Genomic DNA, 15,418 nt, shown 5'->3' with positions numbered 1-15,418 from the left:
CATCCATGAGACGTAATGCACCAACGGTGGACGCCAGCCCGGATCAGTTGGACGCTGTCACCCTGGGACAGTTCCTGGACGCGTTGCCGGCAGCGGTGGCAGTGGTGCACGATGCCGGCAACCGCCACGTGCCCCTGCGCTGGGTGGAGCCGAGCGAGTTGGAGGATCCCACTCCCTACCTGCTTGACGGGGAGTTCGTACTCACCGCGGGCCTGCCGTTCCGCGGCGGCGGGAACGGCGACGGAGCCGCCGACCCAAGCGGCGCTGCCTCGCGGGCCGGGGAGTATGTCCGCCGGCTCGTCCAGGCAGGAGTTGCCGCACTGGGCTTCGGTCTGGAGCCCTATTACGACGCCGTCCCAGACTACGTGCTGGCCGCGTGCCGGCAGCAGGGGCTCACCTTGGTGGAGGTTCCTGCCAGCGTCCCGTTCGCTGCACTGGGACTGGAGTTCTCCAAACTGCTGGAGTCTGGCAATGCACAGGTCTTCCGGCAGCTCGCGGAAACCAACCGCCACCTGATGCGCGCGGTCCTCTCGGCCCGGCCCGAGCATGAACTGCTGGCGGCGCTGACACAGCGCGTGCCGGTGTGGGCAGTCCTGTTTGGCGCGGACGGGCGCGTGCGCGCCCGGGCGGGTGCCGCCGTCGAACCTTCCCAACTTCAACCCCTCCTCAAGAAGCTCCTCACCGGCAGCGGACCCCGCGTGGAAACAGAAACGTCCGATGCCCCCGGCTCGGCGCTGGTGTTCGGCCATCCCCTGCGGAGCAGCAAGGACGCCACCCTGGGCAGCCTGGTACTCGGCGCGGAAAAGCCGCTGACCCCGGCCCAGAACAGCGTGGTCTCGTCGGTCGTCGGACTCCTGGAACTGCTGGTCCGCCAACGCACCAGCGGGTCCCTTGCCCCCAGCCAGCTCGCCACCGCCCTGCTGCTCCATCCCGAGACGTTGGCCGGGGGCAACACCCGCCAGCTGAACGGACTCAAGGACCTGTTGGCGCAAAGCGTGGCCGGAACCCGTTCGGGCCAGGTCCGTGTGGTGCAGGGGATCCGGGCGGCAGATGCTCCGGCTGCCGACGACGGGCCGGTCCGGGAACTGCTGCAGTGGCGGCGCCTGTTCGACAGCAAGATGGTGGAGCTGACCGACTACGGCTTCACTGCCGTGACCCGGTTGAAGGTGGATGAGCAGCTGCTGGCCGAGGTGGAGCAGCTGGGGTGGCGCCTGGTAGTGGGTGATCCCGCCGAACTGCCAGGCTTGGAAGCGGCCTACCGGCGCGCGTCATCACTGCGGCCCCGGGTGGCCGCTACCGGCACAAGCGCCCGGGTGGAAGAGGTGACATGGTCCGTGACCGGCCTGCTCGGCAGGGAGGCCGGCGGCATGCTGGCAGCCCGGCTCCTGGCGCCGGTGCTGGAGCTGGAGCCCGAACGGCGTGACGCCCAGCTCCGTATCCTCCGGCAGTGGCTCGCCGCAAACGGAAGCTGGGACGCCACGGCGAAGGAGCTGGGCATGCACCGGAACAGCGTGCGCCGCCAGATCAATGCCATCGCCGAACTGCTGGACATGGACCTTGGCCAGGCCCAGTCCCGTGCCGAGCTGTGGATTGCCCTGCAGTACGAGGACGTCCTGCCCGGCCTGAACGGTCAGGAGTCCCAGGACCGGTAGAGGTCCGGCCGGCGTTCGGCGAGGTAAGGCACTTCATTGCGGGCCCGGGCAGCAGACCCTTCGTCCACCTCGGCGTAGATGAGCTGGGACTCTTCCCCCGCTGCCGCCAACAACGCACCATCCGGGCCGGCAATCACGCTGCCGCCGAGGAACCGGCACCCCTCTTCGGCGCCGGAGTGGTTGGCGTAGGCCACTGTCAGCTGGCTTTCCAGCGCCCGGGCCCGCAGCAGGACCTGGGGAACGTCGTCGAACCCGTGGGCCAGCGCGGTGGGAACCAGGAGGAGTTCGGCGCCGGCCACGGCAGCAGCCCGGACCGCCTCAGGGAATTCGACGTCGTAGCAGATCACCATGGAGGTGGGGATCCCGTTGAAACGTACGACGCCGGGAGGCTGGGCCGCCGGGCTGAAGGCCGCCCGCTCCTCGGGGCCGAAGAGGTGCACCTTGTCATAGGTGAGCAGGCTGGCTCCCTTTGCATCGAGCAAGGTTGCGCTGATGTGCCACTCCCCCTCCGGGGTGAGCCGGGGAACGCTGTACACGAGGCCGATCCTGTGGCGCCGGGCTATCCCTGCCAGCCTGCTGCGAAGCTCCGGCAGGCCGGCGGGGTCCAGTTCCGCCCGGACCCGGCGGGGCGCATAGCCGGTGGGAAAAAGTTCCGGCGTCACCAGGACTGCCGCCCCGGCCGCAGCTGCGGTACCGGCCGCTTCGTCGATGGCGGCGCAATTGGCATCGGGATCCATCACAACAGCATTTGCCTGCAGGAGCGCCAGCAACACCGCGGCCACCTTCCGTCGTCGGAACGGCCAGCATAAGGAAGGCCTGACATCAGAGTAGCCATGCCGCGCAGCCTGCACCGAGGGCCATTTGCACCTCTCCGCCCATCGCAGCGGGCAGATCATCCCGTTCCATTTGTTCTTGCCGCCGAGCCACCTTGCGTTAACTTCTTGACTACAAGAGTGCGGATGGGGCAATCTTCTAAGCATGCCCGCAACTTCGCGCTCAACGAGGAGCAAGCCTAAGAATCCCGGCTCCCAGTCGGCCCTGAGGCAACTTAACCAGCAACGGATTATCGAGACGCTGATGGGCGGCCCGTCCACGCAGGCGGAGCTGGCCCGGCAGACCGGGCTGTCCACCGCAACGGTCTCCAACATCGTCAAAATCATGCTGGATTCGGGCCTGGCGTCCACCGAGCCCATCACCAGCTCGGGCCGGCGGGCGCTCAATGTCAGGCTCAACAGCAATGGGGCGGTGGCGGTAGGAATCGACTTCGGCCGCAGGCACCTGCGCGTCGTCCTGGCGTCGCTCAGTTACCACGTCATCGCCGAGGAATCGGTTGCGCTGCCGCTCGGCCACCAGGCCGAGGAGGGCATCCAGGCCGCAGTGGTCCTGCTCGAGAAACTCCTGCAGGAAAGCGGTATCGCGCGCAGCGCAGTGGTGGGTGCAGGCGTCGGAATCCCCGGTCCGATTGACCGGCGCAGCGGCACCGTGGCACAAGGCGCCATCCTGCCCGAGTGGGTGGGAATCAATATCCTCCAGCACCTCGAGGACCGGCTCAAAATCCCCGTGTTTATTGACAACGACGCGAATCTCGGAGCCTGGTCGGAGGTGACCTGGGGCCAGCACACCGGGGTCAGCAACCTGCTGTTCTTGAAGATTGGATCCGGCATCGGTGCAGGCCTCATCCTCAACGGCGCACCCTACTACGGCAACGTGGGTATCACCGGCGAGATCGGCCATGCCACCATCCACGAGCAAGGGCTGGTGTGCCGCTGCGGGAACCGCGGTTGCCTTGAAACCATCGCTTCCACCACCACCATGATCGAGCTCCTGAGCCGCGGCGAAGACCGGCCCATGACCCCTGCGGACATCGTCCGGAAGGCGCTGGCCAGGGACTCGGCAACGCTCCGGGTCCTCGACGACGCCGGGCTCGCCGTCGGCCGCGCGCTGGGCAACGTTGCCAACCTCATCAATCCCGAAGTCATCGTGGTGGGCGGGCCCCTCGCCGGCCTCGGCCACCTGCTCCTGGACCCCATCAAGAGGGGGCTGGTGCGGCATGCAGTCCCCGTCATCGGGGAGACCACCACCATCACCATGTCCTCCCTGGGAGACCGGGCCGAAGCCCTGGGAGCGGCCGCCCTGGTGTTCCAGCACGCCGGCATCCGCAAAACCTAGACCGTTTCGTTATCCGGGATATGCGTTAAAGACTTGACGACAACCGGAGTGATCCAGTTTACTTTTTCATCAGACGGCCCTGCGCTTTGCCGGCCGGACAAAGAAGTCATTGCATTGGAGGGTTAGGGCAATATGACGTCCCAGACCACGCAGACGGACCCGATCATCCTCGAGATGCGGTCCATTACCAAGGAATTCCCGGGCGTTAAAGCGTTGGATAACGTAAGCCTGCGGGTCAAGGCCGGCGAGATCCACGCCATCTGCGGCGAGAACGGCGCCGGCAAGTCCACCCTGATGAAGGTTCTCTCGGGCGTTTACCCGTACGGAAGCTACGACGGCGATATTGTTTACCAGAGCCAGGTCCAGCAGTTCAGGGATATCCGGGCCAGCGAACACGCCGGCATTGTGATCATCCACCAGGAACTCGCATTGATCCCGGAGCTCTCCATCATGGAGAACATCTTCCTGGGCAACGAACCCACCAAGCGCGGCATCATCGACTGGGCCGAAGCCCGGCTGCGTTCCTTGGATCTCCTGGCCCGGGTGGGCCTGCGCGACGACCCGGACACCCCCGTCAAGGAAATCGGCGTCGGCAAGCAGCAGCTGGTGGAGATTGCGAAGGCACTGAACAAGTCCGTGAAGATCCTGATCCTGGACGAACCCACCGCCGCACTGAACGAATCCGATTCCCAGCACCTGCTGGACCTGATGCTCGGCCTGAAAGCCAAAGGCATCACGTCCATCATCATTTCGCACAAGCTCAACGAGATCGAGCAGATCGCCGACTCCATCACCATCATCCGCGACGGCAAATCCATTGAGACCCTGGACGTCAAGGCCGACGGCGTGGACGAGGACCGCATCATCAAGGGCATGGTGGGCCGGACCCTGGAATCCCGGTTCCCGGACCACACGCCCAAAATCGGCGAAGTCCTGTTCGAGGTCAAGAACTGGACCGTGGGCCACCCTCAGATCCAGGACCGCCTCGTGTGCAAAAACTCCAGCTTCTTCGTCCGCCGCGGCGAGATCGTTGGCTTCGCCGGGCTGATGGGCGCCGGCCGCACCGAGCTTGCCAGGTCCGTGTTCGGCCGGTCCTACGGGCGGTTCATCAGCGGCCACATCTACAAGGACGGCAAGGAACTGGTCCTCAAGAACGTCCGGCAGGCCATCGACGCCGGGCTGGGTTACGTCACCGAGGACCGCAAGTCGCTGGGCCTGAACCTGCTGGACGACATCAAAACCACCACCGTGGCGGCCAACCTGCGCAAGATCAGCCGCAACTCGGTGGTGGACCCGAACCAGGAATTCACGGTGGCGGAGCAGTACCGCAAGTCGCTGCGCACCAAGACCCCGTCCGTGGAGGAAGGCGTGGCCAAGCTCTCCGGCGGCAACCAGCAGAAGGTGGTCCTCGCCAAGTGGATGTTCACCGATCCGGATCTGCTGATCCTGGACGAACCCACCCGAGGCATTGACGTCGGCGCCAAGTACGAGATCTACGGCATCATCCAGCAGCTGGCCAACCAGGGCAAGGGAGTGATCGTCATTTCCTCGGAGCTCCCCGAGCTCCTGGGCCTGTCAGACCGCATCTACACGATCTTCGAAGGCGCCATCACCGGTGTCCTGAACAAAGACGAGGCCAGCCAGGAAAGCCTGATGAAACTGATGACCTCCGCCCGCAAAGCCGCCTGACCCTCTGGATCACCCAGAACCTTCCGGACACAAGGACTGAAACAATGAACGCCCTCAAGAAGCTATTTGGCGGCAACACCCGCCAATTCGGCATGATCTTCGCCCTGGTGGCCCTGATCGTCTTCTTCCAGATCGCCACCAGCGGCCGGACCCTCACCCCCGGCAACGTCATCAACCTCTTCAACGGCAACTCCTACATCCTGATCCTGGCCATCGGCATGGTGCTGGTGATCATCGCCGGCCACATCGACCTCTCGGTCGGTTCCGTGGCCGCGTTCGTCGGGGTCACCGTGGCACTGGCCATCCGCGACTGGGGTATCCCCTGGTACGCCGGCGTGCTCCTGGGCCTGGTGCTCGGCGCGGTGATCGGGGCATGGCAGGGCTGGTGGACAGCGTACGTAGGAATACCCGCCTTCATCGTCACCCTGGCCGGCATGCTGCTGTTCCGCGGCTTCAACCAGTTCGTGGGCAAGTCCAACACCATCCCGGTCCCCAACGACTTCCAGTACCTCGGATCCGGCTACCTCCCGGAGGTAGGCCCCAACACCGGCTTCAACAACCTCACCCTGCTGCTGGGCATCGCGGCCGCCGCGTTCGTGGTGTGGGGTGAGCTGCGCTCCCGTGCCCGCGCCAAGGCCCTCGGCGCCGAGGTACCTGAAATGTGGGTTACAGCGCTGAAGCTGGTCCTGGTCTGCGGCGCCATTCTTTACGCAACCTACCTTTTCGCCACCGGCCGTCCGGGCACTTCCTTCCCCATCCCCGGCCTGATCCTGGCCGTCCTGGTCCTGATCTACGGCTTCGTCGCCTCCCGGACCATCCTGGGCCGCCACGTCTACGCCGTCGGCGGCAACCGCCACGCAGCCGAACTCTCCGGTGTCCAGTCCAAGAAGGTCAACTTCCTGGTCATGATGAACATGTCCATTCTTGCCGGCCTGGCCGGCATGATTTTCGTGGGCCGTTCCACCGCCTCGGGCCCGTTCGACGGCGTGGGCTGGGAACTGGACGCCATCGCGGCAGTCTTCATCGGCGGCGCAGCGGTTACCGGCGGTGTGGGCACGGTTGTCGGATCCATCATCGGTGGCCTGGTGATGGCAGTACTGAACAACGGCCTGCAGCTCCTTGGGGTCGGCGCCGACCTGACCCAGATCATCAAGGGCCTCGTGCTGCTGATCGCCGTCGCTTTCGACGTCTACAACAAGAGCCAGGGCAAGAGATCCATCATCGGCCTGCTGACCCAGAACTTCAACCGCCCCTCCGCAGGCGGCCCCAGCAACCCGCTCCAGCCGGACGAGACCACCTCCACCAAGGAAGCGATCGCCAGGGAAGCCTGAGCTTTGCGGCCTGAATAGCGTTACACCACTAAAAAGAAAGAGAACCAACAATGCGAATGATTGGTAAAGCAGGGAAGGCCGCAGCGGTAGCTGCTATCGCAGCACTGGCGCTGACGGGCTGTGGCCGCTCGGAAACCCCATCGGGCGGAGCGAGCGGAGGCGCAGGAGGATTCGAACAGAGCTCTTCCATCGGCGTCGCACTTCCGCAGAAGACCAGTGAAAACTGGGTCCTGGCAGAGAAGCTGTTCAACGACGGACTCAACGGCGCCGGCTTCAAAGCTGACGTACAGTTCGCCAACGGCGGCGTGTCCGAGCAGCAGAACCAGATCAGCGCCATGGTCACTAAGGGTGCCAAGGTCATCATCGTCGGCGCCATCGACGGCTCGCAGCTTGGCACCCAGCTCAAGCAGGCAAAGGATTCCGGCGCCACCATCATCGCCTACGACCGACTGTTGCTGAACACCGATAACGTGGACTACTACGTGGCCTACGACAACTTCAAGGTGGGCGAACTCCAGGGCCAGGCCCTGCTGGAAGGCCTCAAGGCCAAGAAGCCCAGCGGCCCGTACAACGTCGAACTGTTCGCCGGATCCCCGGATGACGCCAACGCCAAGGTCTTCTTCGACGGCGCGATGAGCGTCCTGAAGCCGAAGATCGACGACGGCACGCTGAAGGTACTGTCCGGCCAGACCAGCTTCGAACAGGCCGTTACCCAGGGCTGGAAGGCTGAAAACGCCCAGCGCCGCGCCGACACCCTGCTCACCGGCAGCTACACCAGCGAGTCCCTGGACGGCGTCCTCTCGCCGAACGACACCCTGGCCCGCGCAGTCCTGACCTCCGTCAAGGCCGCCGGCAAGCCGCTCCCCGTGGTCACCGGGCAGGACTCCGAGGTTGAGTCCGTCAAGTCCATCATGGCCGGCGAGCAGTACTCCACCATCAACAAGGACACCCGCAAGCTTGTTGAGCACGCCATCACCATGGTCAAGGACCTCCAGGCCGGCAAGACGCCTGAGGTCAACGACGACAAGTCCTACAACAACGGCGTCAAGACCGTTCCGGCCTACCTGCTGGAGCCGGTCATCGTTACCGCCGCGAACGTGAAGACCGCTTACACCGACGATCCGGTACTCGGCCCGATCACCAAGTAAAGCAACCTGAGCAGGAAAAGCCCGGTCCCCCACCTCACGGGGACCGGGCTTTTCCTTGCCTGCCGGTTGCGCTCCTATTGCTTGACAGTCAGTACGCCGGGACCGGTGAACTGGAGCGCGTGGTTCTTCACCGCCTGCGCCGTGGTGAATGCCTTGTAGCTGTAGGCATCGGCGGGGTCCCAGCCGACGTCGGTGGTGAAGTCCCAGCCGGTCCAGTCCGGGGCGGGTTCCCCACTGAGCTCGGCCTCCGCGAGCGCTTCCGCCCGGTTCTGTTCAAACGACGAGCGGGCGACCTGGTTCAGGTCGGCCTCGGCTCCGTTGAACCAGGACCCGGTGTCACTGAACCGGTGGCCGTTGTAGCTGCTGACCATCACGGACCCGTCAGCGCCGGGGCCGGTGTATTCGAAAGCATTGCGCTCGGAGAAGATGCGGGACTCGAAGCCGGCGCCGAGGAAGTAGCTGCTGCCGCCCTGGGCTTCACTGACCATCGGGTACTGCGGGTGGTCGGTACTGCCCACGAAGTAGTTGTTCAGGACATGGACCTGGCCGAACCGTACCCTCGGTCCCCGCTGCTGGATGTTCTCGAAGTAGTTCCCTATATAGCTGACCCGAAGTTTGCCGCCGTCCTTGTCCACGTGTTCGTCGCCCGAACCCAGCAGCATGGTCTTGTCATGGTTGGAGAGCCTGCTGTTGGAGATAGTCACGAAATCCGTACCGTCCTTGAGGTCCAGCAGGCCGTCATGCCGGTTGGCCCGCTTCCCGCGGAAGCCCATCGGAGCCTCACTGTCCGGGAACCGGCCGTCGGTAAGACGGACGTGGTCGATCCAGAGGTGGTCGGAGGTTACTGAGGAAACTGCGTCAAAGCGGGCATTCCAGGCGCCCTCCCCGTCGTCCGGTGACCAGGTGCTGAAGAAGTCCACCGGGGCCTCCACGCTGAGGTTCCGCATCACCACGTTGGTTGCGCTGAGGATCACGATGTTCGTGCCCACAAATCCCGAATCAGCACCCAGTCCGATCAAGGTGGTGTTGCTGGGCAGGCTCACCTCGATCTGCCGCTTCATATTGTTGCTGCCGGCCTGCCGCAACTGGCGCTGCTGCTTGCAGTAGTCGAACGTCTGGTCGCTCCAGACTTTCCCTTCGGGGCCGAAGCAGGACATGTACTTGTTGATGTCGTACCCGGGAGCGTAATCCTGCTCCCCCAGGATGCGTCCGTCAGCGGCCTGATTGCCGTCAATGGTGCCATTGATATAGATGATCTTCGGCGCTTTCGGCTCCCCATGATTAGCCAGCGCAGCCTTTAGGCCGGCCAGGGTACTCACCTCATAGCGGCTCTCGGCCGGTGCCCCCGCCCCGCCGTTGGTACCGCTTCCGACGGCGGCCCAGCCGGTGGGTGCCGCGTCATCAGCTTTGATAACACCTCCGCCGGTGGGAGCAGGAGTGGCTGCCCCAGGCGCCGCCACGGCCAGCCCTGCTGCGAGGGCCAGAGCGGAAGCGGAGGCAGCTACTCCGGCCCCTCGGCGGAGACTGCCGAAGCGGGAAACGAAGGTTCGAGTTCTTGTCTTGGACGTCATTGGCCTTATTTCCGGCATGCCAAACAGACCACATGCCTTGGTGAATGCGGGTCGGGATGGAAAGGATTACCAATCGGGAAAACCCTGAGAAAGCGGTTTCTTACGATGGTCATCTATTCTTACTGCGCCCGTGACAAGGCTGTCAAGAGTTCTTCACAGGTCAAACACAGCTTTGGCCGGTTGCCCGCACAGGATGCCGCACGAGAGTGGACCCGAAGCCGGCCTCCTGGGCCGGCACCGGACCATAGGAGTAACGTGAGCGTCCTTGCGCGCAGTGTAGGCAATGCCTTCAGAAACAAAGTCCGCACGGCAGCGGTTGTTGCCGTGCTGGCGGTTGCGATCGGCCTGGCTTTGGCCATGCTGGTGGCCAACCAGGCCGTCGCAGCCAAAGTCCAGGAGCTCAATGCCTCCGTCGGCACCGTACTGACCGTCAACCCTGCTGGAGGGCAGGGCTTTGAAGGCGGCGGCGAGCCCCTCACGGCAGAGCAGGCCGCAACTGCAGCCGCCGTCCCCAACGTCAGTGCCGTCGTCGGAACCCAGTCCCTCCGCCTCCGCAACGCCACCGAAGCTGCCGCACAGGCCGCCTCAGGAACCGGACCCGGCGCGGGCGGCGGGCAGGGCGGTCCCGGCGGACAGGCCTCGGCGACCCTCACCACCAGCCTCACCGCCGCCGTCGACGCCGGAACGCTCGGCGGGCGCAACCAGGCCGCCAACGGCGCAACGGGCACTGCGACCCAACCCGTCCGCTCGCTGCCGATCACCGCGACCGGCATCGGCGCGGAGGTGGACACCACCGGCAAGGCACTGAGCATCACGGAGGGCACCGGGCTCGGTGACTACACCGCGGAGTCCGCCAGCGCCCTGGTCGGAACCACGCTTGCAGCGAAGAACAGCCTCACGGTGGGGTCCACGTTCACCATCAACGACCATGCCTACACGGTGTCCGGCCTGTTCGACGCCGGCACCACGTTCGGCAACAACGCCGTTTACCTCACGCTTCCCACGGCCCAGACCCTCGCCGGACTTCCGGGTGAGCTCGCCAGCCTGATAGTGACAGTGGACTCGCTGGAGAACGTTGCATCCGCCAAGGCTGCCCTCGAAACGGCACTCGGCACAGACAAGGCCGACGTCACCCAGGGGCAAAACCTCGAGACCGCACTGAGCTCGCTGGGCAGCGTCAAAAACATTTCATTTATCGCCTTTATCGCAGCCCTCGGCACGGCCGGCCTGATCATCCTGCTGATCATGGTGATGCTGGTCCGCGAACGCCGCCGGGAAATCGGCGTCCTGAAAGCCATCGGCGCCCCCAACCGCACTATCGGCCTGCAGTTCGTCCTGGAAGCCTTGGTCCTCGCCGCGCTGGGAAGCGCCGTGGGCGCGGCCATCGCATCCTTCGCCAGCGGCGGGATCGCGTCGGCCCTGATCAGCACCAACAGCACCAGCACGACGGCGGCTCCCACCACGGGCCGCGGGGCCGCCATGGCCGGGGCTGCCGGAGGCGCCGGGATGCCGGGCGGCGGGTTCCCCGGGGGCCAGGGAGGACCCTTCGGCGGGGCAGCCCAGCTTGTCACGTCCGTCACGGCCAGCGCGTCGCCCGGTGTGATCGCGGCGGGCGTTGGCGCCGTCTTCGGCGTCGCCATCATCGGCGCGCTGGTCCCGGCGCTGCTCACTGCACGCATCCGTCCCATCGAAGTCCTGCGAGGAGAATAGCCATGATTGAAGTCAAGAACCTGGTCCGCACTTTCAACTCCGGCGACCGCACCATCAAACCGGTCAACGACGTCAGCTTCGAACTGGAACAAGGCACTCTCGCCTCCATCGTCGGTAAGAGCGGCAGCGGCAAAAGCACCCTGTTGTCCCTCCTCGGCGCCCTGGACAAACCCACCAGCGGGGACGTCGTCGTCAACGGCGTCAGCCTCGCGAGCATGCCTGACGCGAAACTCACCGAGTACCGCCGGCGGGACATCGGATTTGTGTTCCAGCAGTTCAACCTGATCCCCAACCTTTCGGCAGTGGACAACGTGATGCTGCCGATGGAGTTCGCGGGCATGCGTAAAGCCGCCCGGCTGCAGCGCGCCAAGGATCTGCTGGTGCAGGTCCAGCTGGATCCGGAGAAGCACGACCGGCGGATCAACCGGCTCTCCGGCGGTGAGCAGCAGCGGGTGGCCATTGCCCGGGCACTGGCGAACGAGCCCAAACTCATCCTGGCCGACGAACCAACGGGTAACCTCGACGAGCAGACCGGCGACCACATCATCGAACTCCTCAGCTCGCTCAGCCGGGACCACAACACCACCATCCTCGTGGTCACGCACGACCGCGCCCTGGCCAATAAAACAGACCGACGCTTCCGCCTGCAGCAGGGCAAGCTGGCCGAGGAACCCGTGCGGAGTCCGGTTGTAGCTGCCACAGCCTGACGGCAGGCCCCGAAACCGCCGGCCGGGAGCTCCGTCCGCCCCGGCCGGCACCTCCTTTACAACGCCCGCTCACTTATGGCCGCCCATCCCCCAACCCGGGCTCACAAGTGGCCGCCCATCCCCCAACGCTCCAGCGGGCCTGTGACAGGATTGCTCCATGAGCGCGCCTATCGCCAAGCCCTGGCTGTCCAGCCAATCCGACCCTGACCCCCGGTCCGCAACAGGAAAGCCCCTCCGTTGGGGCATCATCGCAACCGGCGGGATAGCGCGTTCAGTCTCGCAGGACCTTGCCCTGCTGAGTGACGCGGAGCTCTATGCCGTCAGTTCCCGGGGCCAGGACACCGCGGACGCCTTTGCGGTTGCTTATGACTTCGCGAAAGCTTACGGGGCCGACGGCGGTGTGCCCGGCTACCAGCGGCTGCTCGCCGATGACGCGGTGGATGTTGTGTACGTGGCGACCCCCCACGCGCAGCACTATGAGATCGTGCTCGCCGCCCTCAACGCGGGCAAGCATGTCTTGTGCGAAAAGGCCTTTACGATCAATGCCCGGGAAGCGGCCGAACTGATCGACGTCGCCCGGAGCCGGAAACTGTTCCTGATGGAAGCAGTGTGGAGCCGCTTCCTCCCCGGCATGCAAAGGGCCTTCGAGATTGCCGCGTCCGGCGAGATCGGCGACGTCCACTGGGTCACTGCCGACCTGGGTTTTCCTGCACCATATTCGCCCACCGCAAGGCTTTGGGCCAGGCAGGACGGCGGCGGCGCATTGCTGGACCTTTCGGTGTACCCGTTGCTGTGGGCGCTGGGCACCCTTGGATTCCCGCAAACGGTCAGCGCCACGGGCTACCTTAATGACGACGGCGTCGACGCCCAGAATGCCATAACGCTTGGATACAACCATGGTGCCCAGGCACAGCTGACATCGTCATTGCTCGCCCACGGTCCGCGTACGGCCAGCGTCGCCGGCAGCCAAGGCTTCCTTCAGAGCATCGGCTCGATCAACAACCCGCGTGAACTGATTATCGGGTCAGGGTGGGAAGAGCGGCGCGTCGAATCCTTTGACATCGTGGGCCGCGGGTACACCTACGAGCTCCGCGAGGTAACACGGTGCATCCACCAGGGCCTTACGGAAAGCCCCGTCATGCCGCTGGAGGACTCCTTGAACACCATGCGACTTTTCGACGGCGTGCGGGCCCAGTTGGGCGTCACCTACCCGAACGACAGCCACTAGAGGCCTCAATCCCTCGCAGTCAATCAGATGACTTACACAGGACGCCTTGTCTTGGGCTTGCTACAAAAGTTTCCGCTTTTGTCGAATTGTTTTAGGAGACCCTAGACTTCCCGCAACATCCAGTCTTAGGCTGTAGGCATCGTCGAATGCAACAGTACTGGGGGTGGTACGCATGGCTAACGCTGTTTCTCCATGGCGTGCCCTGCGCCCCGTGCTCCTCGCCGGGGCTGCAACCCTTACTTGGTTGACTTTCTCATCTCCAGGCGCCTCGGCCGACGTACTCTCGGACACAACGTCGCTGCTTGGCGGCGTTACCAGCTCGGTGTCCTCAGTCACCGACAAGGTGGCTGGCCCGGCACCCACTACTCCTGCCCCATCTTCTCCTGCTGCTGCTCCGCATGCTGGCCTGCTGCAGCCGGTGGTCGGCCAGGTTTCGGGCCTCGCGGATAACATCGTTTCGGTGGTCCCGGTGGTGAACCAGGTGGTTCCCAGCGGTACCGTCACGTCGGTCGCCGCTCCAATCGTTCAACTCGCGGATGGGACAACCGCAGCAGTTGTGGAAGTGGTTGTTCCACCTGTAACCGAGACCCTTCCGGTGCTCGAACCCGTCCTGGAACCCGTTTCGGAGCTGGTGACTGGCACAGAACCACTGCCAGTTGAGCTCCCTACCCTGACGGTTGACGAGGAAGTTCCTCCTGCGGCTGCGGCGGTTATCCCCGCGGAAGCTTCCACGGCCGTGGAACAGGCCCCGGCCGAGACCATGGTACCTGCTGAATCATCCATTATTGACGCACCGGACACCGCCACTTCCCCTCATGGTGCCGCTGCGCTCGCGGGAACTTCTTCGCCTCATTCGGCGGCTATTGGCGCACCCGGCTCCAGCGATGAACAGTCGGGCACGGCGGACCCTTCGCCCGCCCCTGCCCAGGCACCTGCTGCCCCAGGCTCCGGTACAGGCAGCGGAGCTGCGCCTGCCGGCTCCCCTGGTTCGGCTGCATTCCTGAGCCCCTTCGACTTTGACCTTCCCCTTCCCGGTGCTGTCTGCGCCGGTGAAACCCCCGAGCACGCCCCTGCGCCGGTGTCATTCGACCCCGGTTCTTCTCCTGACTAGTTGAGACCCGCCTGCCCCTTTGCGGCAGCACGCGGACATTCGGGTTGCTGACAAGCAGCCCTTAACTCAACTTTTCTCAGGAGACATCACCATGAGTTCCAACCTTCGCAGGGGGCTGCTTGGCACCCTCTTCGCCGGCGGCCTTCTAGCCCTCGGCTGCACCGCGGCAAACGCCGCGGACACCACCAGCGGATCGGACCTGTCCGCATCTGCCCTCATCTCGGCGGCGGCGTCCGCTGACTCGGCGTCGTTGGGCCTGCTGGGTGACCCAACGCCGTCCGATTCAACGGCCGTCGCCGCCGTAGTGGATGCCGCGGTTAACCTCGGCACTGCCACCGGGACCGGCGAAACCACCAGCCCCGACCTCGCCGCGGCAGCCGTCGTCGACCTTGGCCTCGGCAACACCGTCACCGACGCAGCAGCGGCCGACCTGACCGCCGCAGCAGACGTAGCCGTAAACCTCGGCACCACCACCGGGACCGGCGAAACCACCAGCCCCGACCTCGCCGCGGCAGCTGTCGTTGACCTCGGCCTCGGCAACACCGTCACCGACGCAGCAGCGGCCGACCTGACCGCCGCAGCAGACGTAGCCGTGGACCTGGGAGGCACCGGCACATCGGACGGCCTCGACACCGCTGTGGACGCAGTCGTCGACCTCAACCTCGGCAACACCGTCACCGACGCAGCAGCGGCCGACCTGACCGCCGCAGCCGACGTAGCCGTGGACCTGGGAGGCACCGGCACATCGGACGGCCTCAACACCGCTGTGGACGCAGTCGTCGACCTCAACCTCGGCAACACCGGAACCGTCACCGACGGCCTCACCTCCGGCGGACTCGACACCGTCGTGAACGCAGTAGTCGACCTCAACCTCGGCAACACCGGCACCGGAACCGGAACCGACGGCACCACCGGCGGACTCGGCGCCGTCGTAGACGCAGTGGTCGACCTCGACCTCGGCAACACCGGCACCGGAACTGACGGCCTCACCTCCGGCGGACTCGGCGCCGTCGTAGACGCAGTGGTCGACCTCGACCTCGGCAACACCGGCACCGGAACTGACGGCACCACCGGCGGCCTCGACGCCATCGTAGACGCAGTC

At 65.1% G+C, this 15,418-nt stretch carries 12 protein-coding genes; 10 read left to right on the top strand and 2 right to left on the bottom strand.

Features of this window, described 5'->3' with window-relative positions; genetic code table 11:
• The first annotated feature begins 5 nt into the window (after positions 1 to 5).
• On the top strand, positions 6 to 1,652 hold the full coding sequence (locus AC3A4Z_RS09160; protein WP_498711311.1) for a PucR family transcriptional regulator: 1,647 nt from the start codon (positions 6 to 8) through the stop codon (positions 1,650 to 1,652).
• On the opposite strand, the gene AC3A4Z_RS09155 is transcribed toward AC3A4Z_RS09160, so the two are convergent.
• Complete coding sequence (locus tag AC3A4Z_RS09155) at positions 1,631 to 2,425, bottom strand: nitrilase-related carbon-nitrogen hydrolase (protein WP_498711310.1); 795 nt, start codon at positions 2,423 to 2,425, stop codon at positions 1,631 to 1,633. The genes AC3A4Z_RS09160 and AC3A4Z_RS09155 overlap by 22 nt on opposite strands.
• A gap of 205 nt (positions 2,426 to 2,630) precedes the next feature.
• On the opposite strand from AC3A4Z_RS09155, the gene AC3A4Z_RS09150 reads away from it, so the two are divergent.
• The 4 genes from AC3A4Z_RS09150 (at position 2,631) to AC3A4Z_RS09135 (ending at position 7,989) form a co-directional block, all read left to right on the top strand.
• A complete protein-coding gene (locus AC3A4Z_RS09150) occupies positions 2,631 to 3,821 on the top strand; it encodes an ROK family protein (protein WP_493970311.1) in 1,191 nt (396 codons plus the stop codon).
• A gap of 132 nt (positions 3,822 to 3,953) precedes the next feature.
• Positions 3,954 to 5,510: a multiple monosaccharide ABC transporter ATP-binding protein gene (gene mmsA, locus AC3A4Z_RS09145; protein ID WP_493970310.1), complete on the top strand. Its 1,557-nt coding sequence runs from the start codon at positions 3,954 to 3,956 to the stop codon at positions 5,508 to 5,510.
• 44 nt (positions 5,511 to 5,554) lie between these two features.
• Entirely contained in the window at positions 5,555 to 6,841 is a 1,287-nt protein-coding gene (gene mmsB, locus AC3A4Z_RS09140; protein ID WP_498711309.1) for a multiple monosaccharide ABC transporter permease, read from the top strand.
• A gap of 50 nt (positions 6,842 to 6,891) precedes the next feature.
• A complete protein-coding gene (locus AC3A4Z_RS09135) occupies positions 6,892 to 7,989 on the top strand; it encodes a substrate-binding domain-containing protein (RefSeq protein WP_498711308.1) in 1,098 nt (365 codons plus the stop codon).
• Positions 7,990 to 8,063: 74 nt separating this feature from the next.
• Here AC3A4Z_RS09135 and AC3A4Z_RS09130 read toward each other — a convergent pair whose 3' ends face one another.
• Positions 8,064 to 9,560 (bottom strand): pectate lyase family protein, encoded by a 1,497-nt coding sequence (locus AC3A4Z_RS09130; RefSeq protein ID WP_498711307.1) that lies wholly within the window; start codon positions 9,558 to 9,560, stop codon positions 8,064 to 8,066.
• Between the two features lie 255 nt (positions 9,561 to 9,815).
• On the opposite strand from AC3A4Z_RS09130, the gene AC3A4Z_RS09125 reads away from it, so the two are divergent.
• The 5 genes from AC3A4Z_RS09125 to AC3A4Z_RS09105 form a co-directional block, all read left to right on the top strand.
• On the top strand, positions 9,816 to 11,270 hold the full coding sequence (locus AC3A4Z_RS09125; protein WP_498711306.1) for an ABC transporter permease: 1,455 nt from the start codon (positions 9,816 to 9,818) through the stop codon (positions 11,268 to 11,270).
• Between the two features lie 2 nt (positions 11,271 to 11,272).
• Positions 11,273 to 11,977 (top strand): ABC transporter ATP-binding protein, encoded by a 705-nt coding sequence (locus AC3A4Z_RS09120; RefSeq protein WP_498711305.1) that lies wholly within the window; start codon positions 11,273 to 11,275, stop codon positions 11,975 to 11,977.
• A 157-nt stretch (positions 11,978 to 12,134) separates the two neighbouring features.
• Positions 12,135 to 13,205 (top strand): Gfo/Idh/MocA family protein, encoded by a 1,071-nt coding sequence (locus AC3A4Z_RS09115; protein WP_498711304.1) that lies wholly within the window; start codon positions 12,135 to 12,137, stop codon positions 13,203 to 13,205.
• A 172-nt stretch (positions 13,206 to 13,377) separates the two neighbouring features.
• Positions 13,378 to 14,316: a hypothetical protein gene (locus tag AC3A4Z_RS09110; RefSeq protein WP_498711303.1), complete on the top strand. Its 939-nt coding sequence runs from the start codon at positions 13,378 to 13,380 to the stop codon at positions 14,314 to 14,316.
• Positions 14,317 to 14,407: 91 nt separating this feature from the next.
• Positions 14,408 to 15,418, top strand: a 1,011-nt coding sequence (locus tag AC3A4Z_RS09105; RefSeq protein ID WP_498711302.1) for a hypothetical protein, incomplete at its 3' end; no start/stop codon positions are given.

This window comes from Arthrobacter sp. Soil_C_49, from assembly GCF_057656635.1.
Note: the sequence above shows the minus strand (reverse complement) of the source record. Positions and strands in the feature narration are given on the sequence as shown.